The sequence below is a fragment of the Pantoea sp. EA-12 genome (genome assembly GCF_030053355.1).
Lineage (GTDB): Bacteria > Pseudomonadota > Gammaproteobacteria > Enterobacterales > Enterobacteriaceae > Pantoea > Pantoea vagans_C.
This window is the reverse complement of sequence record NZ_JASGBY010000016.1, coordinates 55,266-80,673: the sequence shown is the minus strand read 5'-3', so window position 1 is coordinate 80,673 and position 25,408 is coordinate 55,266. Positions and strand designations below refer to the sequence as shown.

The window sequence follows — 25,408 nt, the reverse complement described above, 5'->3', positions numbered from 1 at the left end:
ACCTTAAACAGATTGGCCCTCTCTTTTACCGGAGAGGGCTGGGAGAGGGACAGCGCGCACGGTTTTGATGACTCCCGCGTTTTTCCCTCACCCTAACCCTCTCCCAAAAGGAGCGGGGATTTTTAGTCCACATGCAGGTCCTCACTATGTCCGAGCAGTTTCTCTATTTCATTCAGCAGATGTTCAACGGGGTGACCCTCGGGAGCACCTACGCGCTGATCGCCATTGGTTACACCATGGTTTACGGCATCATCGGCATGATCAACTTCGCCCACGGCGAGGTGTATATGATCGGCAGCTATGTCTCCTTTATTGTGATTGCCGCCCTGATGATGATGGGCATCGATACCACGTGGCTGATGATTGCCGCGGGATTCGTGATGGCGGTCATTATCTCCAGCGCCTACGGCTGGAGCATCGAGCGCGTGGCCTACAAACCGGTGCGATCCTCGAAGCGCTTGATCGCACTGATCTCGGCTATCGGGATGTCGATCTTCCTGCAGAACTACGTCAGCCTGACGCAGGGCTCACGCGATCTGGCGCTGCCAAGCCTGATCACTGGCCAGTGGACGCTGGGCGAAAGCAACGGCTTTGCTGCGACACTTTCCACCATGCAACTGGTGATTTGGGTGGTGACGTTCCTGTCGATGCTGGCACTGACGTTGTTCATCCGCTATTCGCGCATGGGCCGCGCCTGTCGTGCCTGCGCAGAAGATTTGAAAATGGCCAGCCTGCTGGGTATCAACACCGACCGTGTTATCTCCCTGACCTTTATCATTGGTGCCGCGATGGCAGCGGTAGCCGGTGTGCTGCTGGGCCAGTTCTATGGATCCATCAACCCATTTATCGGCTTTATGGCCGGGATGAAAGCCTTCACCGCGGCGGTACTGGGCGGTATCGGCAGTATCCCTGGCGCGATGATTGGCGGTCTGGTACTGGGTATTGCTGAAGCACTGACGTCGGCTTATCTGTCAACGGAATACAAAGACGTGGTGTCGTTCGCCCTGTTGATTGTGGTGCTGTTGGTGATGCCAACCGGAATTCTGGGCCGTCCGGAGGTGGAGAAAGTATGAAGCGCCTCGGTCTGGTTAACGCCGTTATCTCCACGGTGATGTTGTTAGTGCTCGCCACCTTCTTTATGGGGGTTCGCCTCGATCTGGATGGCACCAAACTGGTGGTGGCCAACGCTGGCGCCGCGCGCTGGAACTGGATTTTCATCGGCTGTGCGGTGGTGTTTATCTTTCAGTTATTGCGTCCTCTGTTGCAGGGTAAGTTTAAACGCAGCGGCAAAGGTTTTGTTTTACCCAGTTTTGATGGCTCCAACGCCAAACAAAAAGGGCTGATGGCGCTGATTATCGCCGCAGCGGTGATTTGGCCGTTCCTCGTCTCGCGCGGCAGTGTGGATATCGCCACGCTGACGCTGATCTACGTGATGCTCGGTTTGGGCCTCAACGTGGTGGTCGGGCTTTCCGGTTTGCTGGTGCTGGGTTACGGCGGCTTTTACGCCATCGGTGCCTACACCTTTGCCTTGCTGAATCACTATTACGGTTTCGGTTTTTGGGAAAGCCTGCCGCTGGCAGGAATAGTAGCGGGTGCCTTTGGCCTGATGCTGGGCTTCCCGGTGCTGCGCCTGCGCGGGGACTATCTGGCGATTGTGACGCTCGGTTTCGGCGAGATCGTCCGTATTCTGCTGCTGAACAGCACCTCGCTCACTGGCGGGCCAAACGGTATCGCGCAGATTCCCAAGCCGAGCCTGTTTGGCATTGAATTTGGTCGTCGCGTCAGTGAAGGCGGTTGGACCACCTTCCATGAGCTGACGGGGCTGCAATACGATCCCAACCATCGTGTGATTTTCCTCTATCTGGTGGCGCTGCTGCTGGTGGTGGTGACGCTGTTTGTGATTAACCGCTTGCTGCGTATGCCGCTGGGTCGTGCCTGGGAAGCACTGCGTGAAGATGAAATTGCCTGTCGCTCGCTGGGCCTCAGCCCAACACGTATCAAGCTGACGGCATTCACCATCAGTGCCGTGTTCGCTGGTTTTGCCGGTACGCTGTTTGCCGCGCGTCAGGGTTTTGTCAGTCCGGAATCTTTCACCTTTGTTGAATCGGCCTTTGTACTGGCGATTGTGGTATTGGGCGGCATGGGCTCTCAGTTTGCGGTAATCCTTGCGGCGGTGCTGCTGGTGGTATCACGCGAGCTGATGCGTGATTTGAACGAGTACAGCATGCTGGTGCTCGGTGGTTTGATGGTGCTGATGATGATCTGGCGTCCGCAAGGCTTGTTGCCGATGAAGCGTCCACACCTGAAGTTAAAAAGCAGTAAACAAGGAGAGCAGGCATGAGTCAGCCTTTGTTAGCCGTTGAAGGCTTGATGATGCGCTTTGGCGGCCTGTTGGCCGTTAACAATGTGGCGCTGGAACTGCACCCTCAGGAAATCGTGTCACTGATTGGCCCAAACGGTGCCGGTAAAACCACGGTGTTTAACTGCCTGACTGGTTTTTACAAGCCGACCGGCGGCACCATCAAACTGCGCGACCAGCCATTACAGGGCTTACCGGGCCAGAAGATTGCGCGCATGGGCATCGTGCGTACTTTTCAGCACGTGCGTCTGTTCCGTGAAATGACGGTGATCGAAAACCTGTTGGTGGCGCAGCATCAGCATCTGAAAAGCGGCGTATTCTCCGGGCTGTTCAAGACGCCAGCGTTTCGCCGTGGCGAAAGTGAAGCCTTGGATCGTGCTGCCACTTGGCTGGAGCGCATTGGCTTACTGGATCTGGCTAACCGTCAGGCGGGTAACCTCGCTTACGGTCAACAGCGCCGCCTGGAGATTGCGCGCTGCATGGTGACACGTCCAGAAATCCTGATGCTGGATGAACCGGCCGCAGGACTTAACCCGCGTGAAACCCATGAGCTGGATGAACTGATTGCCGAACTGCGTGGCGAGCACAAGGTCTCGGTGTTGTTGATCGAACATGATATGAAGCTGGTGATGGGAATTTCTGACCGCATTTATGTGGTCAATCAGGGCACACCGCTGGCTAACGGCACGCCGGAAGAAGTGCGTAACAATCCGGATGTGATCCGTGCTTATTTAGGTGAGGCGTAATATGGCAAACCCAATTTTAACCTTGCAGGGTGTCAGTGCCCATTACGGCCCGATTCAGGCGCTGCATAACATCAATCTGCACATTAATCAGGGGGAAATCGTCACCCTGATTGGTGCCAACGGTGCGGGTAAAACCACGCTGCTCGGCACACTGTGTGGTGAGCCGCGCGCCACCAGCGGTACCGTGGTGTTTGATGGTAAAGAGATCACCGATTGGCAAACGGCCAAAATCATGCGTGAAGCGATTGCGATTGTGCCAGAAGGCCGCCGCGTGTTTTCGCGTATGACGGTGGAAGAGAACCTGGCGATGGGCGGTTTCTTTGCCACGCGTCAGCAGTATCAGGAGCGCATTGAACGTGTTTACCAGCTGTTCCCTCGGTTGGCCGAGCGTAAAGTGCAGCGTGCGGGCACCATGTCCGGTGGTGAGCAACAGATGCTGGCCATTGGCCGTGCGTTGATGAGCCAGCCGCGTTTACTGCTGCTCGACGAACCTTCTTTGGGCTTAGCGCCAATTATCATTCAGCAGATTTTCGACACTATCGAGCAACTGCGCAAAGAGGGCATGACCATCTTCCTGGTGGAGCAAAACGCCAACCAGGCACTGAAGTTGGCCGATCGCGGCTACGTGCTGGAGAACGGTCATGTGGTGCTGGAAGATAGCGGAGACGCGCTGCTGTCTAACGAAGCGGTACGTAGCGCTTATCTGGGTGCCTGACCTGGCTTACTTGCCAGCTTGCGGTTGGGCAGTGCTCGCCATCCTCACGTACTAAGAGTACGCTCCGGTGGCTGCGCGCTGTCTCGGTGCCTGACCTGGCTTACTTGCCAGCTTGCGGTTGGGCAGTGCTCGCCATCCTCACGTACTACGTGTACGCTCCGGTGGCTGCGCGCTGTCCGCCCGCAATCTGACTGCGCCGCCGACGGTCTGATAAAGGGTGCGTTTTTTATAAATCCGCACCACTTTAAACTTTCTAATACACGCAATACCTCGTCACATTCCCGTCATAATCCTGTTATTTTTCCGTCATTTCCCCGTGTCATGTTACTTCGCGAACAAAAAAATGCGTGATATCGCGCGTACCTAACAAGCACAGGAAAAAACTTATGTCCGCTTTTACGCTTCGTCCCCGCCTGATGAGTGTGTTGCTCGGTCTGGCGCTCAGCGGTAATGCGCTGGCTGCTACAGACATTCCTTTCTGGCACTCAATGGAAGGCGAGTTAGGCAAAGAAGTCGATTCTCTGGCACAACGTTTTAACCAGGCTCACCCAGAATACAAAATCGTACCGACTTACAAAGGTAACTATGAGCAGAGCCTGGCAGCGGGTATCGCTGCTGTGCGTACCGGTAAAGCCCCGGCTATTCTGCAGGTTTACGAAGTGGGTACGGCAACCATGATGGCGTCGAAAGCCATCGTTCCGGTGCATGACGTCTTCAAAGACGCGGGCGTGCAGATGGATCCAAAACAGTTCGTGCCAGCGGTTGCGGGTTACTACAGCGACAGCAAAGGCCAACTGATCTCTCAGCCGTTTAACAGCTCTACTCCGGTGCTGTACTACAACAAAGACGCCTTCAAGAAGGCGGGCCTGAACCCAGACCAGCCACCGAAAACCTGGCAGGAGCTGGCGAAAGATGCCGATGCCCTGCGTAAAGCCGGCATGACCTGTGGCTACGCCAGTGGCTGGCAGGGCTGGATTCAGATCGAAAACTTCAGCGCCTGGCATGCACTGCCGGTTGCCACCAAGAACAACGGCTTCGACGGGACCGATGCGGTGCTGGAGTTCAACAAGTCGGTGCAGGTGCGTCACATCCAAATGCTCGAAGACATGAACAAGAAGGGTGATTTCACCTACTTCGGCCGTAAAGATGAGTCCACTGCCAAGTTCTATAACGGCGATTGCGGCATCACCACCGCGTCTTCAGGTTCACTGGCGGATATCAAACACTACGCGAAGTTCAACTTCGGCGTAGGCATGATGCCATACGACTCATCCGTGCCAGACGCACCGCAGAACGCCATTATCGGCGGCGCGAGCCTGTGGGTGATGAAAGGCAAAGATGCCAACACTTACAAAGGCGTAGCGGAGTTTATGAAGTTCCTGGCACAGCCAGAGATCGCCGCAGAGTGGCACCAGAAGACCGGTTATCTGCCGATCACCACTGCAGCGTATGAGCTGACCAAACAGCAGGGTTTCTACGATAAGAACCCAGGTGCGGACATTGCCACGCGTCAGATGCTGAACAAAGATCCACTGCCGTTCACCAAAGGCATGCGTCTGGGCAACATGCCACAGATTCGTACCATCGTGGACGAGGAGCTGGAAGGCGTGTGGACTGGTAAACAGGCACCACAAGCTGCACTGGATAACGCAGTGAAGCGCGGAAATGAACTGCTGCGTCGTTTTGAACAGCAAGTGAAGTAATTCCGTTGTCTCGGGGCTGGCGCGTGGCGTCAGCCCCGATTTCTCTTTGGCGAGTCTGTTATGTCCTCATCACGCCCCGTTTTTCGCTCCCGTTTTCTGCCTTATTTACTGGTCGCACCGCAGCTGGTGATCACCGCTATTTTCTTCCTGTGGCCGGCCGGTGAAGCGCTGTGGTATTCGTTGCAAAGCATCGATCCCTTTGGCATTTCCAGCACCTTTGTCGGTCTGGATAATTTCAAGCGCTTGTTCAGCGACAGCTATTATCTCGACTCTTTCTGGACCACCATTGAGTTCAGCGCACTGGTCACGGTGTGCGGTATGACTTTCTCGCTGCTGCTGGCGGCGCTGGTTGATTACGTGGTGCGTCTGAAAAAGCTGTATCAAACCTTATTGCTGCTGCCCTACGCCGTTGCGCCCGTGGTGGCCGCCGTGCTGTGGATGTTCCTGTTCAACCCCGGCCTCGGCCTGTTCAGCCACCTGCTGAACCAGATTGGCTACAACTGGAACTACGCGCAAAACAGCGGTCAGGCGATGTTCCTGATCGTACTGGCCTCTATCTGGCAGCAGATGAGCTACAACTTCCTGTTCTTCTTCGCCGCGCTGCAGTCGATTCCAAAATCGCTGGTGGAAGCGGCGGCGATTGACGGTGCCGGACCGGTGCGCCGTTTCTTCAACCTGTCACTGCCGCTGATTACGCCAGTGAGTTTCTTCCTGCTGGTGGTCAACCTGGTGTATGCCTTCTTCGATACTTTCCCGGTGATCGATGCCGCCACGGGCGGTGGTCCGGTGCAGGCCACCACCACGCTGATTTACAAAATCTACCGTGAAGGCTTTACCGGGTTGGATCTCTCATCCTCTGCCGCCCAGTCGGTGGTGCTGATGCTGCTGGTGATTGGCCTAACCATCCTGCAATTCCGCTTTGTCGAGCGTAAGGTGCAATACCAATGATTGAAAATCGACGCGGGCTGGATATCTTCAGCCATACCTTGCTGGTGCTCGGCGTGCTGACCATTCTCTTCCCGCTTTACGTGGCGATTGTGGCGGCAACGCTGGATAACGAAGCGGTGTATCAGGTGCCGATGACGCTGGTGCCGGGTACGCACCTGTGGGACAACATCTCACGCATCTGGACCCAAGGGGTTAACGGCAGCGGTCCGGCATTTGGCATGATGATGATGAACAGCCTGATCATGGCGCTTGGCATCACCGTGGGCAAAATTGCGGTGTCGATGCTCTCCGCGTTCGCGCTGGTGTGGTTCCGCTTTCCGCTGCGCACGCTGTTCTTCTGGTTGATTTTCATCACGCTGATGCTGCCGGTTGAAGTGCGTATCTTCCCCACGGTAGAAGTGATTTCAAACCTGCACATGCTCGACAGCTACAGTGGCTTAACGCTGCCGTTGATGGCCTCCGCTACCGCCACCTTCCTGTTCCGCCAGTTCTTTATGTCACTGCCGGACGAACTGATTGAGGCGGCACGTATTGATGGCGCCAGCCCGATGCGTTTCTTCTGGGACATCGTGTTACCGCTATCCAAAACCAATCTCGCCGCCCTGTTCGTGATCACCTTTATCTACGGCTGGAACCAGTATCTGTGGCCGCTGTTGATCATCAACGATCCTTCACTCAGCACCGCAGTAGCCGGGGTGAAAAGTATGATCAACACCAGCGGCGGCCCTACGCAGTGGAATGAAGTGATGGCGGCAATGTTATTAACCCTGATCCCACCGGTGGTGGTGGTACTCGTGATGCAACGTGCCTTTGTACGTGGCCTGGTGGAGAGTGATAAATAAATGGCAGGCGTAACCCTTCAGACCGTCACCAAATCGTATGACGGCAAAAATCAGATCATCCAGCCACTCAACATCACCATCAATGATGGCGAATTTATGGTGATGGTCGGCCCTTCCGGCTGCGGTAAATCAACGCTGCTGCGCATGGTGGCAGGCCTGGAACGTGTGACCTCTGGCGATATCTATATCGACGACAAACGCGTGACCAACATGGAACCGAAAGATCGTGGCATCGCCATGGTGTTCCAGAACTACGCGCTCTATCCGCACATGACGGTGGGCGAAAACATGGCGTATGGCCTGAAAATTCGCGGCATGGGCAAAGAGCAGATTGATCAACGTGTGATGGAAGCGGCACGCAGTCTGGAGCTGGATCACCTGCTGGCGCGTCGTCCACGTGAGCTTTCCGGTGGTCAGCGTCAGCGTGTGGCGATGGGCCGCGCCATCGTGCGTGAACCGGCGGTATTCCTGTTTGATGAACCGCTGTCGAACCTTGACGCACGCCTGCGTGTGCAGATGCGTCTTGAGCTGCAACAGCTGCATCGTCGTCTGAAAACCACCAGCCTGTACGTGACACACGATCAGGTAGAAGCGATGACGCTGGCGCAGCGCGTCATGGTGATGAACAAAGGCGTCGTGGAGCAAGTCGGCACGCCAGTAGAAGTGTATGAACGCCCCGCCAGCCAGTTTGTCGCTTCCTTCATTGGTGCGCCAGCGATGAACCTGCTGCCAGGCCAGATCAACAGCGATGGCACCCGCTTTACCCTGGATGCGCTCAACAGCCTGCCGCTGGGCGAAAGCAAAGCCAAATGGGCAAACCGCCCACTGACGCTGGGCATCCGTCCTGAGCATCTGGTGCTTAGCACGCAAGCCGCTGGGGGAATCCCGCTGGTGGTGGATACACTGGAGATGCTGGGGGCGGATAACCTCGCACACGGTCGCATTGGCAATACGCGACTGGTGGTGCGTTTGCCGCACAGCGAGCGTCCGACATCGGGCAGCACCCTGTGGCTACATCTGCCGCCAGATGCGTTACACTTCTTCGATTCTACCCATGGAAAGCGTCTGGAATGAGTGCAGAAAATTGGCCCTACCCACAGATCGTCGCGCATCGCGGCGGCGGTAAACTGGCCCCGGAAAATACCCTCGCGGCGATTGATGTCGGCGCGCAGTACGGTCATACCATGATCGAGTTTGATGCCAAGCTGTCCGAGGATAAGCAGGTGTTCCTGCTGCATGACGACACGCTGGACCGCACCAGCAACGGCTGGGGAGTAGCAGGCGATCTGTCATGGAGTAAGTTGTCGCAGCTCGATGCGGGGAGCTGGTACAGCCGCGAGTATGAGGGCGAACCCCTGGCACTGCTGCGTGATGTGGCGGAACGCTGTCGTCAGCATCAGATGATGGCGAACATCGAGATCAAACCCACCACGGGCAAAGAGCAGGAAACCGGACGTGATGTGGCATTAGCGGCGCGCGAACTATGGCAGGGGCAAACGGCTCCGCTGTTGTCTTCCTTCTCTTATGACGCACTGGAAGCGGCGATGCAGGCGGTGCCTGAACTGCCTCGCGGATTGCTGCTGGATGAATGGCACGATGACTGGTTGACGCTGACGTCGGCGCTGGACTGTGTTTCCATCCATCTGAATCACAAACTGTTGGATGCCGAGCGCACCGCGCAGTTGAAAGCCGGCGGATTGCACATCCTGGTGTACACCGTGAATCAGCCCGCGCGAGCGCGCGAGCTGTTAAGCTGGGGTGTCGACGCCATCTGCACCGATCGCATCGACATTATCGGTCCGGACTTCCGTTAATTCCCGCTCTGCTGGCCCGGCTGCTGCTGAATCACGCGCTGCTGGGCACTGTCCCGCCGTTCCTGCATTTTGCGCTGCAATTCCTGATTTTGCTGCTGCTGATCCTGACGCAGTTTTTGCTGCTGTTGTTGCTGCTGGACCTGCATTTGCGTCTGCATCCGTTGCTGGCTCGGGTTGTAGCCGGGTTTGTAAGGCTCGCTGTTGTTATTCAGCATATTCGCCATGCCGCTCAGTGGCAGCAACGCGGCAATCACAATTAGCCATTTTTTCATGGTATTCCTCCATTAATGCAGCCTGCTGTGTGAGGGATTGGCTGCATCCATAAGTTTATGCGATGTCACAAAGTCCATCACCAGGAGTGCACCGAATTTGGCTTACTGCTACAGTTTTCTATCGTGTTTGCAAACACTTGCATCAGTTCATAACAAATGTAAACAACTGAAAAGGATGATAGCAGGATGAGAAAACAGGGCAGCATGCGCCAGATTGGCTGGGCGTTACTCATGAGTTTTATCGTGGTGCAGGGCGCACAGGCCGCGCCTGCCAGCGCTCCGCCGGTCTCCTATGGCGTAGATAGCGATACGTTCCACCCGGTGAAGGCGAAGCACGGCATGGTGGCGTCCGTGGATGCGATAGCAACGGAAGTGGGCGTCGATATTCTTAAGCAGGGCGGTAACGCCGTGGATGCGGCGGTAGCGGTTGGATTTGCGCTGGCCGTGACGCATCCGCAGGCCGGCAACCTGGGCGGCGGCGGATTTATGATGCTGCGTACCGCATCTGGCCGCACGACCGCTATCGACTTCCGTGAAATGGCTCCGGCCCGTGCCTCGCGCGATATGTTCCTCGATAAACAGGGCAACGCCGATCCGAAGTTATCGCTGACTTCGCACTTAGCCTCTGGCACGCCGGGCACCGTGGCGGGATTTGCGCTCGCCGCACAGAAATATGGCACCTTGCCATTGAGCAAACTGTTGGCTCCGGCAATTAAACTGGCGCGTGACGGCATTATCGTCAACGATGCGCTGGCTGATGACCTGGCGACCTACGGCAAAGAGACCCTCATCAACCACGACAACAGCCGTGCGATCTTCTACAAAGCGGATGGTCAGCCTTATCAGAAAGGCGATCGTCTGGTGCAGAAGAACCTCGCGCACAGCCTGCAACTGATCGCTCAGCAGGGGCCAGATGCCTTCTATAAAGGCAAAATCGCCGATGAGATCGCGGGCGAAATGGCGCAGCACGGTGGTTTAATCGGTAAGCCGGATCTGGCCGCCTATCGCGCTGTGGAGCGCAAACCCGTGAGTGGTACCTATCGTGGCTATGAGGTGTTCTCCATGCCACCGCCATCTTCAGGCGGCATTCACATCGTGCAGATCCTCAATATCCTGGAAAACTTCGATCTGGCGAAGTGGGGCTTTGGCAGCGCCGATGCGATGCAGGTAATGGCGGAAGCGGAGAAATATGCCTATGCCGATCGCTCGGAGTATCTGGGTGACCCTGATTTTGTCAAAGTGCCGCAGCAGGCGTTGACCAGCAAAGCCTACGCCAAAACCCTGGCGCAGCAGATCGACGTCAACAAAGCGCGCCCTTCCAGTGAAATCAAACCGGGTAAGCTGGAACCTTACGAAAGCAACCAAACCACGCACTTCTCGGTGGTGGATAAAGACGGCAATGCGGTGGCGGTGACTTATACGCTGAATACCTACTTCGGTAGCGGCATTGTTGCCGGGCAGAGCGGCATCCTGATGAACAACGAAATGGATGATTTCTCCGCCAAACCGGGTACGCCAAACGTGTATGGCTTAGTGGGCGGTGAGGCCAATGCGGTGCAACCGGCCAAGCGTCCGCTGTCATCGATGTCACCGACGATTGTGGCGAAAGACGGGAAAACCTGGCTGGTGACCGGCAGCCCAGGTGGCAGCCGTATTATTACCACCGTGCTGCAAATGGTGGTGAACAGCATCGATTTCGGTATGAACGTGGCGGAAGCCACTAACGCGCCGCGCTTCCATCATCAGTGGTTGCCGGATCAGTTGCGCGTGGAGAAAGGCTTCAGCCCGGATACGCTGCGCTTGCTGGAGGCCAAAGGTCAGCATGTGAAAGTATTACCTGCGATGGGTAGTACACAAAGCATTATGATCGGGCCGGATGGCATGCGTTATGGCGCGTCCGATCCGCGTTCGGTGGATGATTTGAGTGCGGGGTATTAGAAAAGTGGGGTCGCCACTAATGGCGACCCTTTTATAGGGTGCGCATTGATGCGCACCTGGATTTATTTCAATCGCGCCATGTAATGCGTATCAATCATTTCGCCATCGCGTATGGCAAAATGCTTCGCGGTGCCTTCAATCTCGAAGCCAAACTTCTGATACAAGCCAATCGCTTTGTGGTTATCAGCAAACACCGTCAGCTCAATGCGCGTCACCTGCAGCCAGTTGTCGCACAGGTCAATCATCGCCGCCATCAGCGCGGAACCCACGCCACGACGGTGAAAAGCCGGATCGACACCCATGCCAATCGATGCCACGTGGCGACGGCGCGCCACGGTGATTCCATCTAGCGTGAGTTGCCCTACCACTTGTTCATCAATGCAGGCCACCAGGCGGTGCTGACCAGGGCGCAGATCATTTAGGCGCTCCTGCCACAGCACAGGTGACTGATAAGGAAGATGCAGTGTGCCAGCCTGGGTCTCTGGCTGGCTATAAAGGCGGGTTAAGGCTGCAGCATCTTCGGGGATTGCATGACGAACAGTGACTTGACTCATAAGGCGACTCCTTGTGCAAAGTGAATAAAATCCCCTTTAACATCAAGGAATTCTCGCAACGCGTCAATCAAAAATAAATCACAAAAAGAGTTTACAGACGCGAATGATAATGATTATTATTGTCATGCGAACTCGGGAACGTCTCCTGACAACCGGGTAAGCACGACATTGCTCACATTGCTTCCAGTGTTTCTTAGCCAGCTCGGGTGCTGGCTTTTTTTTTGCCTCTTAAATGGTGTACCAGGTTGCCGCCCCAGGCCCGACCGGGAGATTGAACACAAATACCCACACCACGAACAGCAACGTCCAGCCAATCATAAACACCACGGAATAGGGCAGCATAATGGCCACTAAGGTGCCGATGCCCATATCACGACGATAGCGCGCCGCCACGGCCATAATTAAGCCGAAATAGCTCATCATTGGTGTGATCAAATTGGTGACGGAATCACCAATACGATAAGCCGCCTGGATCACCTCCGGTGCGAAACCGACCAGCATCAACATCGGAACGAAGATCGGCGCGGTGACTGCCCACTGCGCAGAGGCGGAGCCAATCATCAGGTTGATGAAACCGCATATCATGATGAAGCACACAAACAGCAATGGAGCGCTCATATCCAGCGAAGAGAGCAGGTTAGCGCCTTTCACCGCCACCACGGTGCCGAAGTTGCTCCAGTTAAAGAAGGCGACAAACTGGGCGGCAAAGAATACCAGCACGATATACATGCCCATGCTGCTCATGCTGGTGGACATGGCATTGATCACGTCGCGGTCGCTGCGCATATTGCCCATCATGCGGCCGTAGACGTAGCCGGGAATGGCGAAGAATACGAAGATAAATACCACGATGCCTTTGAGGAAAGGCGAGCCCGCCAGTGTGCCCGTTTTAGGGTTCAGTAACACGCCATAGCCCGGTATAACCGTCAGCGCCAGTAGCAGCGTTACCCCTAATACCGTCCAGCCTGCGCCTTTCAGTGCGCGGCGTTCAGCGGGAGAGAGTTCACCCATGTCACCGCGTACGGCGTCACCTTCACTATCCTGATATTGCCCCAACTTGGGCTCGACAATGCTGTTGGTGATCCAGGTACCTAATATTGAGATAAAGAAGGTGCTGGCAAACATAAAGTACCAGTTCACCTCTGGCCCAACGCTGTAAGTGGGGTCGATAATTTGCGCGGCGCTTTGGGTAATTCCTGACAGCAGTGGATCAATGGTTCCCAGCAATAAGTTGGCGCTGTACCCCCCGGAAACCCCGGCGAAAGCGGCGGCCAGCCCGGCCAGCGGATGTCGTCCCAGTGAGTGGAAAATCATTGCTGCTAAAGGGATCAGCACCACGTAGCCGAGTTCAGATGCGGTGTTAGAGACGATACCCGCGAACACCACCGTGAACGTGATCAGCTTTTTCGGCGCGTTGAACACCAAAGCACACATTGCGGCTGACAGCAGGCCTGATTGCTCGGCAATGCCGACACCCAGCAGCGCGACCAGTACCGTGCCCAAAGGCGCAAAGCCAGTGAAATTGGTCACCAGATTGCTCACGATACGTTGCAGACCCTCCGCGTTCATCAGGCTCACCACATGAATCATGCCATCTGCAGTGCGCCCCGCCGCACCTGCTGGCCGGGGATCCAGTACGCTCACGCCAAAGGAGGCCGCAATCGCTGATGTGACAACAATAATCAGTGAAAACAGAGCAAATAAAGTGATGGGGTGAGGGAGTAAATTGCCGAGCCATTCAACGGTATTTAAGAATCGCTCAATGGGACGCCGTGGCGTTGTATTGACGTGATCCGTCATGATCCTATCCTTTTTAAATCATTAAGGCGTGCATGTTAATGAAAGGATAAAAAACGCAAAGACGATAAAACCGAGCAATCATGACGTTAAAAGCGAGTATTGAATTTATGTTATTGTTAAATATCAATATTTATTTAATATAAATCTGATATTCAAAGATTTTACAGATGGTTTTATCGTTAATAATGTGACTTAAAGCATGACTTGCCTGATTTTTGTTCTGGAGTGTATATAAGTTGTTTTTTTGCGAGCGTATCCCTCATCTTCGCACCGGATTGTTAGCCTGCTGGGTACGCAAATCATTTTCATATTATTTGAACAGAGAGATGAAGTTTTTCAGCTATCAATAGATTCACCTCAGGTACAAACTGTAAAAAACATTGAGGAGAATTGAACATGATCTACGTACGCAAAGCTGAAGAACGCGGCCACGCCAATCACGGTTGGCTCGATAGCTGGCACACTTTTTCCTTCGCGGATTATTACGACGCCAACTTTATGGGCTTCTCTGCCCTGCGCGTTATCAATGAAGATGTGATCGATGGCGGCCAGGGTTTTGGTACCCATCCGCACAAAGACATGGAAATTCTGACCTATGTGCTCTCGGGCACGGTTGAGCATCAGGACAGCATGGGCAATAAAGAGCAGATCCCGGCGGGTGAGTTTCAGATCATGAGTGCGGGCACCGGCGTGCGTCATTCGGAATACAACGCCAGCGCCAGCGATCCGCTGCATCTTTATCAGATCTGGATCATTCCAGAGCGCAAAGGGATCGAGCCACGCTATGCGCAGCGCCGCTTTGCTGATGTCAAAGGCCGCCAGTTTGTGCTGTCACCGGATGAGCGCGAAGGTTCGCTGAAAGTGTTCCAGGATATGACCTTGTCGCGTTGGGTGTTTGCCGAAGGTGAAACGGATGACGTGGCTATCGAAGCCGGTCGCCGCGTATGGATTCAGGTAGTGAAGGGCTTGGTGAGCGTGAACGGCGAGCAGGTCGGCACCAGTGATGCACTGGCGATCTGGGATGAAAGCGTGCTGACGCTGACAGCCGACAGCGATGCCGAGATTCTGCTCTTTGATTTGCCGCCGGTATAAACCCCGCGCAATAAATTGCGCCGCTATGGATTTCATGTGATCGGTAGCGGCGCGATTCATCGCGCGGTTTTGCCATTGCCGCTCCACAGCCTGAAAATGACAAAAAAATGATAGACTCATCGTATCTCTGACCTCAGGCGCATATGATGAAGAAGAAAAGACCGGTATTACAGGACGTTGCCGATCGCGTCGGCATCACAAAAATGACCGTCAGCCGCTATCTGCGTAACCCCGATCAGGTCTCTGTGGCACTGCGTGATAAGATCGCCGTGGCGCTTGATGAACTGGGTTACATCCCCAACCGTGCCCCCGATATGCTCTCTAACGCCACCAGCCGGGCAATTGGTGTGTTACTGCCTTCGCTTACCAACCAAGTTTTCGCCGACGTACTGCGCGGCATCGAAACCGTCACCGATGAAGCCGGTTATCAAACGCTGGTGGCGCACTTTGGCTATAACCCACAGAAAGAAGAGCTACAGCTACGATCGCTGCTGGGTTGGAACATTGATGGCGTGATCCTCACCGAGCGCACCCACACTCCGGGCACGTTGCGTATGCTGGAAGTGGCGGGCATCCCGGTGATTGAAATGATGGATTGCGTCACGCCATGCCTCGATATGGCAGTGGGTTTTGATAACGTCGAAGCCGCGCGTCAGATGACGCATGCTATTCTGAAAAAAGGCCACTCTCACACCGTCTACCTTGGTGCACGCCTTGATGAACGTACCCTGCAAAAACAGCAGGGCTACGAGCAAGCGATGCGTGAAGCGGGATTAACCCCGCACAGTGTGATGATGGAAGATGCCTCGTCATTCAGCGCCGGAGCGCAGTTGCTGCGTGAAGCGCAGAAGCGCCATCCCAAAACCGACAGTCTGTTCTGTACCAACGATGACCTGGCCGTGGGGGCGATGTTTGAGTGCCAGCGTCAGGGATTACGCGTGCCTGAGCAGATGGCGATTGCCGGTTTCCATGGCCACGATATTACGCAAGTGGTCACGCCGCGCCTTGCCACGGTGCTGACGCCGCGTGAACGTATGGGACGTGAATCAGCGGCGATGCTGCTGGCGCGGATTGGCGGCGATACCAGCGTGACTGAGCCACTGGATGTCGGATTCGAAATTGCTGAAGGTGGCAGCATCTGATTTTGGCGATTATTTGAGTCAGTTCACACTTTCGTGCTTTTCCGCCTAACAAGGGTTGCCAGTCCTGCAGTGGGCTCCGACAATGATAATCAAATTTGTTATCGGTAACATTGGCAGGGTAACTGCCGGAGCGCAAAACAATGACTACGCCATCTCCATCGCACCACGTCTTTATCCTGATGGGCGTTTCCGGCAGCGGAAAGTCTGCTGTCGCTAACCAGGTTTCTCATCAGCTGAGCACCGCCTTCCTTGATGGAGATTTCCTCCATCCGCGCAGCAACATCATGAAAATGGCCGACGGTCATCCGCTGGACGATAACGATCGTCAGCCGTGGTTGCAGGCACTGAATGATGCCGCGTTCGCCATGCAGCGCACCCAGGCCATTTCCATCATTGTTTGCTCGGCGCTGAAAAAGTCCTATCGCGACATCCTGCGCCAGGGTAATCAGAATCTGAAATTCATCTATCTGAAAGGTGATTTTGAGACCATCGAATCCCGTCTGAAAGCGCGTAAAGGTCACTTCTTTAAGCCGCAGATGCTGGTCACGCAGTTTGAAACCTTGCAAGAACCTGGGGCCGACGAGCCCGATGTACTGGTGGTTGATATTAATCATGCACTGGATGAAGTCGTTGCGGCCACGGTTGCGACCATTGAGGAAGCAATCAACAAGGGTTAGTGATGAGTACCGCAACGCTGGTGTTAACCGCAGCAGGCTCCGTCCTGCTGCTGCTGTTTTTGGTGATGAAAGCGCGTATGCACGCCTTTGTCGCCCTGATGTTAGTCTCGATTGGTGCCGGTCTGTTCTCTGGCATGCCGCTGGATAAAATTGCCGACACCATGCAAAAAGGCATGGGGGGAACGCTCGGGTTTCTCGCCATCGTGGTGGCGCTGGGCGCGATGTTTGGCAAAATCCTGCATGAAACCGGCGCGGTCGATCAGATTGCTATCCGGATGCTGAAAGCCTTTGGTGAAAACCGTGCGCACTACGCGATGGGGATTGCCGGATTGATCTGTGCGCTGCCGCTGTTCTTTGAAGTGGCGGTGGTATTGCTGATCAGCATCGCTTTTGCGGTGGCACGGCGTACCCAAGGCAATCTGGTTAAGCTGGTGATTCCGCTGTTTGCCGGTGTGGCGGCCTCGGCGGCCTTTCTCCTGCCGGGACCCGCACCGATGCTGCTGGCTTCACAGATGCACGCGGATTTTGGCTGGATGATCCTACTCGGTCTGTGTGCGGCAATTCCGGGCATGCTGATTGCAGGCCCGCTGTTTGGTAACTTCATTGCCCGCCATGTCAGCTTCAGTGCGCCGCCAGAAGACCATCAACCAGAAGTGGAAGAGGGCAAGTTGCCGTCGTTTGGCTTCAGCCTGGCACTGATTCTGTTCCCATTGTTGCTGGTAGGCCTGAAAACCATTGGTGCGCGCTTTACCACGCCGGATTCACGCTTGTATGAGTGGCTGGAGTTTATCGGCCATCCGTTCACCGCCATCCTGCTGGCGTGCCTGGTGGCGATTTATGGTCTGGCCTATCGTCAGGGCATGGATAAAGAGAAGGTGATGCAAGTGTGCGGCAGCGCGCTGCAACCGGCGGGGATTATTCTGCTGGTGATTGGTGCGGGCGGCGTGTTTAAGCAGGTGCTGGTGGATTCTGGCGTGGGCCCGGTATTGGGCCACGCGCTGACCGGTGCCGGGATGCCGATTGCGCTGGCGTGCTTTATTCTTTCTGGCGCGATCCGTGTGATTCAGGGTTCTGCAACCGTTGCCTGTTTAACCACGGTCGGTTTAGTGATGCCGGTGATTGAGCCGCTGCACTACAGCGGCGCGCAGCTGGCGGCACTGTCGATCTGTATCGGCGGCGGTTCAATCATTATCAGCCACGTGAACGATGCCGGTTTCTGGCTGTTTGGCCGTTTTACCGGGGCAACCGAAGGTGAAACGCTGAAGACCTGGACGCTGATGGAAACCATCCTTGGCACCACCGGTGCGATTGTTGGGATGATCGCGTTTAGTTTGTTGTCGTAATTTATCCAGGTGCGCATCAATGCGCACCTTACAAAACCGTGTGGTCGCCATTTATGGCGACCAGCCAATCGGCGGCGCGCCCTTTCAATCCTCTTCCCGCTCATCATCTGGCTGGTCCAGCACCGTATACGCCACCGCGCAGAACAGCGAATTCAGGCGCTTCATATCCCCTAATAACCCCAGATGCAGCGAACTGGTCTCAATACTCTGCACGTTCTGCTGATGCAAGCGTTCCACGTGCGCATGTGAGAAGCGGCGGATCAAAATGCGGAAACGGTGCTTGGAACGACGCAGGCGTTTCGCGCTGGTGATGTCCTTGGATAAAAACACCGACAAGCTGAGGCGAAGGTTATTCACCACCTGCTCTTGTAAGGTATTCAACTCTTCCAAACCTTCCATCGAGAAGGCGCGGCGGGCGTGCAGAGATTTATCCGCCACGTCCGCGCACATGCGTTCAATGATATCGCCTGCCTGTTCGAGATTTAGCGCCATCTCAATGATCTCCGCCCAGCGGCGGGAGTCTTCCTCTGCGAGGTCTTCTTTTGGCATGCGCGCCAGATAAAGTTTGATCGCGGTATACAGCACATCGACATCATCATCCAGTCGCCGCACGGCGCGCTCTTCACGCAATTCGCCGTGTACCACCTTATTGAACGACTCCATCATTTGTTCCACCACATCACCAATACGCAGGGTTTCACGTGAGGCGTTAGCCAGCGCCAGCGCGGGGGTATCCAGTGCGCTACTGTCGAGGTGCTTCGGTTTCAACTGCGTACCATTTTCGGGGTCGTCTGCGATCATCCGTCGGCACAGTCGCGCCATTGGTTCGGCAAACGGCACCATAATCAGACAGCGAATCAGGTTGTAGAAGACGTGGAAGAAGATCACCAACTCTTCGTCATTGACCGGCAGTTTATCCAGCACATCGGCGACATAATTCACCAACGGCAAAATCGCCAGGCTGCCAATCAACTTAAACAGCAGGCTGCCAAGCGCGACACGCTTGCCTGCGGCATTTGAGCCACTGGCGTTAATCATCGCCAGTAAGCCGCTGCCGAGATTGGCCCCAATCACCAGACAGAGCGCGACTTTGAAAGAGATCACGCCTGCCGCCGTGAGTGTCGCGGTAATCAGCACTGCAGCGAGGCTGGAATAACTGATGATGGCAAACACCGCACCGATCAGTGCATCCAGCATGATGTCGCCGGTCAGCGTAGAGAACAGCACCTGTACGCCAGCCGCTTGGGTGATGGGCTTGGCAGCGGCGACAATCAGTTGCAGCGCCAGCAATATCAGCCCCAGGCCAATCGCCGCGCGGCCCATTTGCCCGGCACGCGTCTGTTTACGACTGAGGAAAAACACCACGCCAAAGAAGATAAACAGCGGCGAGAGCCAGGAGAGATCGAAGGTCAGTATGCGCGCCATAATGGCGGTACCGACATCCGCGCCGAGCACCACCACCAGCGCGGGGGTGAGACTCACCAGATTCTGCGCCACAAACGAGGTGACAAGTAAGGTGGTGGCGTTGCTGCTTTGCACCAGCGCGGTAACGCCAATGCCCGCGAGGAACGCCATCGGCTTCCTTTCCACGCTGCGGCTGAGTACGCGCCGTAAATCGGCACCGTAAACGCGCATAATGCCGGTACGCACAATGTGCGTGCCCCACACCAGCAGGGCCACGGCAGATAAGAGATTGAGTAGGGTTAACACGTTGACTGGCTCCTCTTCCGTCAGGCTGTAATCAAACGGTTAGCCGCCTGACGGTGAGCGCAACCGGGACAAACTTCTGCCGCGTTGCGTTGCCAATTTTTCGTTAAATTTAAGCGACCTGGCGCAACGTCGACATCTCTAACTGTAGACCAATTTGCATGCCAGCAGGGTGCAAATCTGCCACGCTGCGGTTCAGCACATCGACCGATAACTCGACATTGTTCGCTAATACACGGTAGCGGATCACGTTACCCAGCAGACTGTGGCTGATAATGGTGGCCGGAATACCCTCCTGCGGTGCACTCAAGCGGATCGACTCTGGACGAATCGCCACCTGGCTGCTAAAGGTCTGCCCGGTGAGTTGTGTCGCCTGTTCGGCACTCAGCAGGTTGTAGTTACCGATAAAACCGGCCGCAAACAGGTCGGCAGGCTGAGTGTAGAGCGCTTCAGCATTGCCGTTTTGCACGATTTTGCCACGGTTCATCAACACGATACGGTCCGACAGCGTCAGCGCTTCTTCCTGATCGTGGGTGACGAAAATAGTGGTGAGCTTTAGCTCTTGCTGAATATGGCGAATCTGTTCGCGCAGATGGCGGCGAATACGGGCATCGAGCGCGGAAAGCGGTTCGTCCAGCAACAACAGGCGCGGGCGCGTCACCAGCGAACGCGCGAGGGCCACGCGCTGGCATTGACCGCCGGAAAGTTGATGGGGATAGCGGCGGGCGAAATCGGTGAGTTCCACCAGCGCCAGCGCTTCCATCACGCGTTTTTGAATATCGCCGCTGGCCAGCTTTTGCATTTTCAGGCCGAACGCCACGTTTTTCTCGACCGTCATATTGGGGAACAGCGCGTAGCTCTGGAACACCATACCGATGGTGCGCTTCTGCGGCGGCAACGGCACGATATCCTGGCCCTGCAACAGAATTTTCCCACTATCCACATCGGTTAACCCGGCGATGCAGCGCAGCAGCGTGGATTTGCCGCAGCCGCTGGGGCCGAGCAAGGTCACAAACTCGCCTTCCTCGGCGCTGAAATCGATATTTTCAAAGATGCTGGTAGGGCCGTAGCTTTTGTTCAGCTGGGTGACGTTCAGATAACTCATGGTCAGCCTCGTTCAGGATTGAGGGCATTCGCCAGCCAGGTGACCAGCAGGACGACAGCAAAATAGGAGATCACCAACGCACTGGTGAAGTGGCCGCTGCCATTGCGCATGTTATAGAGATAAACCTGCAAGGTTTCATAGCGGGTGCCGACTAACAGGTTAGCGAATACAAACTCACCTATCAGGAAAGAGAACGACAGCAGCACCGCAATGAACACCCCTTTGCGCAGGTTGGGTAGCACCACAAACAGAGCCGCCTGCCAGGTGCTGGCACCCAGCAGGTGTGACGCATCAATCAGCTCTTTCAGGTTGATGGCCTGCATGTTGTTGGCAATGGCGCGATAGATAAACGGCAGGGCAATGGTGAAGTAGCAGCCAATCAAAATCCACGGCGTGCCGGTGAGCATTAACGGCGACGATGAGTAAAGCTGCAGTAAACCCACTGACGACACCACCGGCGGCACGGCAAAGGGCATCAGTATCAGCACGTTCATTACCGCATCCAGCTTTGGATAGTAGTAAGCGATTACAAACATCGCAGGCAGCACCAGCACTAATGAGAACAGCAAAGCGCCGAAGCAAATCAACAGCGAATGGCCGAGTGCCGTCAGGAAGCGAGGATCGCTCCACAGCGCCGTCAGCCACTTCAGGGTAAAGCCCTGCGGCAGAATGGTGTCGCTCCAGTCAGTGGAGATGCCATACAGCAGCGTCGCCAGCAGCGGCGCGGCAAGGATGATCAGCAGTAGCCAGATTATCAGGCGATGGTAAATTTTTTCCGCGCGAGACACGTTCTACTCCTGTGATTTCGCGTTGAGATAGCTGCGGCGCACCAGATACTGCTGCACCACGGTAATCAGCGCCATGATCAGCACCAGTAGCATCGCCAGCGCCCCGCCGGTATTCGGGTCGAGTGAGATATCCCCTGACACCAGGGCGGCGATACGGACCGGTACGACGTTAAAGTTGCCGGTGGTCAGCGCATAAATGGTGGCGTAGGCACCCAGCGCGTTGGCCAGCAGAATGACGAACGTACCCAGCAGCGCAGGGAAAAGAATCGGTAAACCGATATGCCACCAGTAGCGCCAGCGGCTGGCACCGAGCAACGCAGCCGACTCTTCCCAGTCTTTGCGCAATCCATCAAAAGCGGGATAGAGCAGCAGAATGCCGAGCGGGATCTGGAACCAGGTGTACACCAGCACCATGCCGTCACGGGAAAACAGTTTAAACCCTTCCAGCATGCCGTAATGGCGCAGCAGCAGCGTCAGGCAGCCGTTCATACCCAGCAAAATGACAAAGGCAAACGCCAGCGGTACGCCGGCGAAGTTGCTGGTCATGTTGGTGAAAGACATCAGGAAGCGTTGAAAACGGCCTTCGCCCAGTTGATGCAGCGAATACCCGGCAATCAGCGAAATCAGCAGGCCGTAAATACTCGACCAGATGGAGATATCCAGCGACAGGCGAAACGCCTGCAGATAAAACGGTGAGGTGAGGATATCGCTATAGTTATCAATGCCCCAGCGCTCATTCATGTCGCTCCAGAAGCTGTTGATGGCAATCCACAGCAACGGGGCGAGCTGGAATGCGACCCAAAAAATCGCGAACGGGATGAGCAACAGCGAGGCGAGGGTTTTGCCCTTCATTATTGCGGCTCCGCCAGCAGGCCACGGCATACCGGTTTATCGTGTGGGGCGCCAAGCAAGGTACAAACGATTCCGCACAACTCGGTCTGCTGCGGTTTGAGGTCGGGTTGGCGTGAGAAACCTGCGCCAAACACAAACAGCGGCACCTGCGTCTCTTCCGGCAGAATCCCGCCGTGCGAGCGGTCATCGTTCATGCCGTGATCGGCGGTAACAATCACCTGATAGCCTGCAGCCAGCCAGCCCGGCATCCATTGCGATAAGTAGCCATCGGCCATGCGTGCGCGGTTGCGATATTGCGGCGATGACAGGCTGTGCTTGTGGCCGGCATCGTCAATGTTCATCGGGTGAATCAGTAAGAAGTCGGGATCGTGATTAAGACGCAAACTCTCGGCATCTTCAAACAGGTGCGAGTCGGGATAACCGTCGTCCCAGTAGAAATGGCCGTACTGAATCGGCAGTTCAGGCGCGAGGGTGTGGCGATCGCGCGCGGCATTAAACGGAGATTGATTGTAAAGCTCACTCACCCAGTGATACGCCGCTGCGGCCGTGGTTAAACCGGCGGCACGTGCGTAGTGGAAGATGCTGCGCTGGTTGCTTAAACGGTTAACGCCGTTATGAATAATCCCGCTCTGCACCGGTGGAATCCCGGTAAGTATGCATTCATACAGCGGACGTGACAGCGAAGGCAGCTCGCAGGTTAAAGTGTAATATTGGCCGTTACCCTGTTTGCACTCCGCAAACAGATAGCCCATCGCATGCTGCGCCACCTGATTGCTTAGCCCATCCAGTACTACCAGGATTGTTTTCATTCCCGTTCCTTACCCGGTGCGCATTAATGCGCACCCTACGAAAACCACGCTGGATCGTCGTAGGGTTGCCATTTATGGCGACCGAAATACGCTTAACTGACATGGATTACGCCATTGATGGCGCCCATGCAACCTGGTGCGCACGAATGCGCACCCTAATGTCTTACTGCTTCATATTAATGATGACGTTCTCTTGCCACAGACGCGGCAGCATTTTGGAGGTCTTATCCCAGGCGGCCTGGTCTTTGATCGGACGGGCATTTTTATACTCAGATTGCGGCAGCAGCTTGGCCTGCACGTCTGGCGGCAAGGTCAAATGCTCGGCACGAATCGGGCGCGCATACCCTTTTGCCAGGTTAATCTGGCCTTCATCGGACAGGATATATTCACGCGTCAGCTTGGCGGCGTTCGGGTGTTTGGCGTATTTGTTGATGATGGTGGTATAACCGGAAATCACGGAACCATCGGACGGGATCACCACTTCGTAGCGATTTTTGTCGATCTGATCGCGGTAGTTCAGACCGTTAAAGTCCCATACCACGGCAACCTGAATCTCGCCTTTCTCAATGTTGGCAATCACCGGATCGGTCACGCCTAAGCGGCCTTCTTTCGCCAGCTCACCGAAGAAATTCAGCGCCGGTTTCAGGTTCTTCTCATCACCGCCCATCGCATAGTTAGCGGCCAGTACGCCGTTAGCCGCCTGAGCAGCCACGCCGACGTCACCGATAGTAACCACATACTTACCTTTCTTCAGATCGGCCCAGCTGTGCGGGGCATCTTTCACCTGCTGCTTGTCGATCAGGAAAGCGATGGTGCCGGTGTAAGCCAGCATCCAGTTACCTTCGCTGTCTTTTGCCCAGCTCGGGATCTGATCCCAGTGGGTAGGCTTATAGGGTTGTGCCAAACCTTTAGTGACCGCGATAGGGCCAAAGGCCGCGCCCACATCACCGATATCGGCGCTGGCGTTCTCTTTCTCTGCATCAAATTTCGCCAACTCCTGCGCAGACGACATATCAGTGTCGCTGTGCTTCAGGCCATATTTGCTGCTGATGTCATTCCATGTGTCTTTCCAGTTTGCCCAGCTGTCTGGCATACCCACGCTGTTGACTTGGCCTTCGGCACGCGCGGCTTTTTCCAGCGCGGCAAGGTCGTTATCGGCAGCGTGCGCGGCGGGCAGCGCAAGCAGTACGGCACTGGCTACTACTGAAGAGATAAACGCTTTCATCTCGGTTGCTCCGGGTGTAAGTTGTGGGACGTCTTGGTCTAGTCCAGCAAGAACCGAGCCAATTTAGCCCGATCAGATGAAGGTTTTATGACCATGGTGGTGAAATGTGGTGTAACGCGCAGCTCCACATGCGGATACAGCGCGCTAAAGCGTGGGATATGCTTGTCATATTGTAGTCATCGAACTGTCATAGTGCAGATGTTGCACTAATAAGAGGCTGAAAAAATGTCGTCGAAAACGGCGGACGTGATTGCCGCAGCACTGAGCGAACGTATTGAAAACGGTGAATTTGCCAGCGGACGCCTGCCGGCAGAGCGGAGCTTAAGTGAACAATACTCAACGACGCGCATCACTCTGCGTGAAGCGCTGGGCTTGCTGGAAGCGCAGGGCGTTATCTATCGCGAACTGCGTCGCGGCTGGTTTCTGGCGCCCCCACGCCTGGTGTATAACCCGGCTCATCACAGCCATTTTCACGCGATGGCGGTAGAGCAGGGACGCGTGGCGACCACCGAAGTGATTGAAGCGCGGGAAGTGCCTGCACAGCTGGCTATCGCGCGGCATTTAAATCTGCTGGAGGGCGACAAGGTTTACCGTATCCGCCGTTTAAGACGCATTGATGGCCGCGCGGTGTTGTACGTTGAGCATTACCTCAATCCGGCATTTTTCCCCGGTCTACTGGATGAAGACCTCACGCGTTCGCTTACTGACCTTTACGATCAGCGTTACGGCATTCGTTACGGCGGCGCGCGTTTTACCATTCTTCCAGGACCGCTACCTGCACGAGCGGCACCCGCGCTGAATGTGGCCAGCGGGACGCCGGGCTTGCTGATCACCCGCATCAACCGCGATCGGCAGCGCAGGGTGATCGATTGCGATTGTGAGTACTGGCGCTATGACGCGCTCTGTGTGGATGTTGATGTGTAGCATATTGTGATTTCGATCACACTACAGCATGATAGCGCCAGAGAGTTCTCGTA

General features: G+C 55.4%; 24 protein-coding genes. 15 read left to right on the top strand and 9 right to left on the bottom strand.

What is annotated here, in order from left to right:
* The first annotated feature begins 146 nt into the window (after positions 1–146).
* The 9 genes from livH (at position 147) to ugpQ (ending at position 9,127) form a co-directional block, all read left to right on the top strand.
* Positions 147–1,073, top strand: coding sequence for a high-affinity branched-chain amino acid ABC transporter permease LivH (gene livH / locus QMZ30_RS20720; RefSeq protein WP_034827036.1), 927 nt, complete (start codon positions 147–149; stop codon positions 1,071–1,073).
* On the top strand, positions 1,070–2,341 hold the full coding sequence (locus QMZ30_RS20715) for a high-affinity branched-chain amino acid ABC transporter permease LivM (protein ID WP_058972267.1): 1,272 nt from the start codon (positions 1,070–1,072) through the stop codon (positions 2,339–2,341). Before livH ends, QMZ30_RS20715 begins: the two co-directional genes overlap by 4 nt.
* Positions 2,338–3,105: a high-affinity branched-chain amino acid ABC transporter ATP-binding protein LivG gene (gene livG, locus QMZ30_RS20710; RefSeq protein ID WP_039331713.1), complete on the top strand. Its 768-nt coding sequence runs from the start codon at positions 2,338–2,340 to the stop codon at positions 3,103–3,105. Before QMZ30_RS20715 ends, livG begins: the two co-directional genes overlap by 4 nt.
* Position 3,106: 1 nt before the next feature.
* Positions 3,107–3,820 carry a high-affinity branched-chain amino acid ABC transporter ATP-binding protein LivF gene (gene livF, locus QMZ30_RS20705; protein WP_283228801.1) on the top strand — a complete coding sequence of 238 codons (714 nt, stop codon included), beginning with the start codon at positions 3,107–3,109 and terminating at the stop codon, positions 3,818–3,820.
* A 386-nt stretch (positions 3,821–4,206) separates the two neighbouring features.
* Positions 4,207–5,523 (top strand): sn-glycerol-3-phosphate ABC transporter substrate-binding protein UgpB, encoded by a 1,317-nt coding sequence (ugpB, locus tag QMZ30_RS20700; RefSeq protein ID WP_283228800.1) that lies wholly within the window; start codon positions 4,207–4,209, stop codon positions 5,521–5,523.
* 60 nt (positions 5,524–5,583) lie between these two features.
* Positions 5,584–6,471, top strand: a complete 888-nt coding sequence (gene ugpA / locus QMZ30_RS20695; RefSeq protein WP_034827026.1) for a sn-glycerol-3-phosphate ABC transporter permease UgpA — start codon at positions 5,584–5,586, stop codon at positions 6,469–6,471.
* Entirely contained in the window at positions 6,468–7,313 is an 846-nt protein-coding gene (ugpE, locus tag QMZ30_RS20690; protein WP_039331703.1) for a sn-glycerol-3-phosphate ABC transporter permease UgpE, read from the top strand. Before ugpA ends, ugpE begins: the two co-directional genes overlap by 4 nt.
* Positions 7,314–8,387 (top strand): sn-glycerol-3-phosphate import ATP-binding protein UgpC, encoded by a 1,074-nt coding sequence (locus QMZ30_RS20685; RefSeq protein ID WP_283228799.1) that lies wholly within the window; start codon positions 7,314–7,316, stop codon positions 8,385–8,387. It abuts the gene before it with no gap.
* On the top strand, positions 8,384–9,127 hold the full coding sequence (ugpQ, locus tag QMZ30_RS20680) for a glycerophosphodiester phosphodiesterase (RefSeq protein WP_283228798.1): 744 nt from the start codon (positions 8,384–8,386) through the stop codon (positions 9,125–9,127). The genes QMZ30_RS20685 and ugpQ overlap by 4 nt, the downstream gene beginning before the upstream one ends.
* Here the strand turns inward: ugpQ and QMZ30_RS20675 are convergent.
* The gene (locus QMZ30_RS20675; RefSeq protein WP_283228797.1) at positions 9,124–9,399 is read right to left on the bottom strand and encodes a DUF2756 domain-containing protein; all 276 of its coding nucleotides are present in this window, start codon (positions 9,397–9,399) and stop codon (positions 9,124–9,126) included. The two genes, ugpQ and QMZ30_RS20675, sit on opposite strands and share 4 nt — an antisense overlap.
* A 186-nt stretch (positions 9,400–9,585) precedes the next feature.
* Between QMZ30_RS20675 and ggt the strand changes: the two genes are divergently transcribed.
* Entirely contained in the window at positions 9,586–11,337 is a 1,752-nt protein-coding gene (ggt, locus tag QMZ30_RS20670) for a gamma-glutamyltransferase (RefSeq protein WP_283228796.1), read from the top strand.
* A 62-nt stretch (positions 11,338–11,399) separates the two neighbouring features.
* On the opposite strand, the gene QMZ30_RS20665 is transcribed toward ggt, so the two are convergent.
* A complete protein-coding gene (locus QMZ30_RS20665; protein ID WP_283228795.1) occupies positions 11,400–11,891 on the bottom strand; it encodes a GNAT family N-acetyltransferase in 492 nt (163 codons plus the stop codon).
* Between the two features lie 228 nt (positions 11,892–12,119).
* Positions 12,120–13,691: an AbgT family transporter gene (locus tag QMZ30_RS20660; RefSeq protein ID WP_283228794.1), complete on the bottom strand. Its 1,572-nt coding sequence runs from the start codon at positions 13,689–13,691 to the stop codon at positions 12,120–12,122.
* 396 nt (positions 13,692–14,087) lie between these two features.
* Here QMZ30_RS20660 and QMZ30_RS20655 point away from each other — a divergent pair, with 396 nt between their 5' ends.
* From QMZ30_RS20655 to gntU, 4 genes are all read left to right on the top strand, one after another.
* Positions 14,088–14,783 (top strand): pirin family protein, encoded by a 696-nt coding sequence (locus tag QMZ30_RS20655; protein WP_283228793.1) that lies wholly within the window; start codon positions 14,088–14,090, stop codon positions 14,781–14,783.
* A 146-nt stretch (positions 14,784–14,929) separates the two neighbouring features.
* Positions 14,930–15,925, top strand: coding sequence for a gluconate operon transcriptional repressor GntR (gene gntR / locus QMZ30_RS20650; protein WP_283228792.1), 996 nt, complete (start codon positions 14,930–14,932; stop codon positions 15,923–15,925).
* Positions 15,926–16,065: 140 nt separating this feature from the next.
* Positions 16,066–16,602, top strand: coding sequence for a gluconokinase (gene gntK / locus QMZ30_RS20645; protein ID WP_283228791.1), 537 nt, complete (start codon positions 16,066–16,068; stop codon positions 16,600–16,602).
* A gap of 2 nt (positions 16,603–16,604) precedes the next feature.
* A complete protein-coding gene (gene gntU / locus QMZ30_RS20640) occupies positions 16,605–17,945 on the top strand; it encodes a gluconate transporter (RefSeq protein ID WP_039331688.1) in 1,341 nt (446 codons plus the stop codon).
* Between the two features lie 84 nt (positions 17,946–18,029).
* On the opposite strand, the gene QMZ30_RS20635 is transcribed toward gntU, so the two are convergent.
* The 6 genes from QMZ30_RS20635 to QMZ30_RS20610 form a co-directional block, all read right to left on the bottom strand.
* Positions 18,030–19,655, bottom strand: coding sequence for a Na/Pi cotransporter family protein (locus QMZ30_RS20635; RefSeq protein ID WP_283228790.1), 1,626 nt, complete (start codon positions 19,653–19,655; stop codon positions 18,030–18,032).
* A 109-nt stretch (positions 19,656–19,764) separates the two neighbouring features.
* Complete coding sequence (locus QMZ30_RS20630) at positions 19,765–20,757, bottom strand: ABC transporter ATP-binding protein (protein WP_283228789.1); 993 nt, start codon at positions 20,755–20,757, stop codon at positions 19,765–19,767.
* 2 nt (positions 20,758–20,759) lie between these two features.
* Positions 20,760–21,545, bottom strand: coding sequence for an ABC transporter permease (locus QMZ30_RS20625; protein WP_283228788.1), 786 nt, complete (start codon positions 21,543–21,545; stop codon positions 20,760–20,762).
* Positions 21,546–21,548: 3 nt separating this feature from the next.
* Positions 21,549–22,397: an ABC transporter permease gene (locus QMZ30_RS20620; protein WP_058972258.1), complete on the bottom strand. Its 849-nt coding sequence runs from the start codon at positions 22,395–22,397 to the stop codon at positions 21,549–21,551.
* On the bottom strand, positions 22,397–23,206 hold the full coding sequence (locus tag QMZ30_RS20615; protein ID WP_283228787.1) for an alkaline phosphatase family protein: 810 nt from the start codon (positions 23,204–23,206) through the stop codon (positions 22,397–22,399). Before QMZ30_RS20615 ends, QMZ30_RS20620 begins: the two co-directional genes overlap by 1 nt.
* 163 nt (positions 23,207–23,369) lie before the next feature.
* On the bottom strand, positions 23,370–24,431 hold the full coding sequence (locus QMZ30_RS20610) for an ABC transporter substrate-binding protein (protein WP_283228786.1): 1,062 nt from the start codon (positions 24,429–24,431) through the stop codon (positions 23,370–23,372).
* 225 nt (positions 24,432–24,656) lie between these two features.
* Between QMZ30_RS20610 and QMZ30_RS20605 the strand changes: the two genes are divergently transcribed.
* Positions 24,657–25,355, top strand: a complete 699-nt coding sequence (locus QMZ30_RS20605) for a UTRA domain-containing protein (protein WP_283228785.1) — start codon at positions 24,657–24,659, stop codon at positions 25,353–25,355.
* Positions 25,356–25,408: the final 53 nt, after the last annotated feature.

Coding starts and splice junctions, on each gene's coding strand:
- gntU (WP_039331688.1), top strand. CDS start 16,605: ATGAGTACCGCAACGCTGGTGTTAACCGCAGCAGGCTCCGTCCTGCTG.
- livF (WP_283228801.1), top strand. CDS start 3,107: ATGGCAAACCCAATTTTAACCTTGCAGGGTGTCAGTGCCCATTACGGC.
- QMZ30_RS20605 (WP_283228785.1), top strand. CDS start 24,657: ATGTCGTCGAAAACGGCGGACGTGATTGCCGCAGCACTGAGCGAACGT.
- QMZ30_RS20660 (WP_283228794.1), bottom strand. CDS start 13,691: ATGACGGATCACGTCAATACAACGCCACGGCGTCCCATTGAGCGATTC.
- QMZ30_RS20630 (WP_283228789.1), bottom strand. CDS start 20,757: ATGAGTTATCTGAACGTCACCCAGCTGAACAAAAGCTACGGCCCTACC.
- gntK (WP_283228791.1), top strand. CDS start 16,066: ATGACTACGCCATCTCCATCGCACCACGTCTTTATCCTGATGGGCGTT.
- QMZ30_RS20615 (WP_283228787.1), bottom strand. CDS start 23,206: ATGAAAACAATCCTGGTAGTACTGGATGGGCTAAGCAATCAGGTGGCG.
- gntR (WP_283228792.1), top strand. CDS start 14,930: ATGAAGAAGAAAAGACCGGTATTACAGGACGTTGCCGATCGCGTCGGC.
- livH (WP_034827036.1), top strand. CDS start 147: ATGTCCGAGCAGTTTCTCTATTTCATTCAGCAGATGTTCAACGGGGTG.
- QMZ30_RS20675 (WP_283228797.1), bottom strand. CDS start 9,399: ATGAAAAAATGGCTAATTGTGATTGCCGCGTTGCTGCCACTGAGCGGC.
- ugpE (WP_039331703.1), top strand. CDS start 6,468: ATGATTGAAAATCGACGCGGGCTGGATATCTTCAGCCATACCTTGCTG.
- QMZ30_RS20655 (WP_283228793.1), top strand. CDS start 14,088: ATGATCTACGTACGCAAAGCTGAAGAACGCGGCCACGCCAATCACGGT.
- livG (WP_039331713.1), top strand. CDS start 2,338: ATGAGTCAGCCTTTGTTAGCCGTTGAAGGCTTGATGATGCGCTTTGGC.
- ugpQ (WP_283228798.1), top strand. CDS start 8,384: ATGAGTGCAGAAAATTGGCCCTACCCACAGATCGTCGCGCATCGCGGC.
- ugpB (WP_283228800.1), top strand. CDS start 4,207: ATGTCCGCTTTTACGCTTCGTCCCCGCCTGATGAGTGTGTTGCTCGGT.
- ugpA (WP_034827026.1), top strand. CDS start 5,584: ATGTCCTCATCACGCCCCGTTTTTCGCTCCCGTTTTCTGCCTTATTTA.
- ggt (WP_283228796.1), top strand. CDS start 9,586: ATGAGAAAACAGGGCAGCATGCGCCAGATTGGCTGGGCGTTACTCATG.
- QMZ30_RS20620 (WP_058972258.1), bottom strand. CDS start 22,397: ATGAAGGGCAAAACCCTCGCCTCGCTGTTGCTCATCCCGTTCGCGATT.
- QMZ30_RS20685 (WP_283228799.1), top strand. CDS start 7,314: ATGGCAGGCGTAACCCTTCAGACCGTCACCAAATCGTATGACGGCAAA.
- QMZ30_RS20610 (WP_283228786.1), bottom strand. CDS start 24,431: ATGAAAGCGTTTATCTCTTCAGTAGTAGCCAGTGCCGTACTGCTTGCG.
- QMZ30_RS20665 (WP_283228795.1), bottom strand. CDS start 11,891: ATGAGTCAAGTCACTGTTCGTCATGCAATCCCCGAAGATGCTGCAGCC.
- QMZ30_RS20715 (WP_058972267.1), top strand. CDS start 1,070: ATGAAGCGCCTCGGTCTGGTTAACGCCGTTATCTCCACGGTGATGTTG.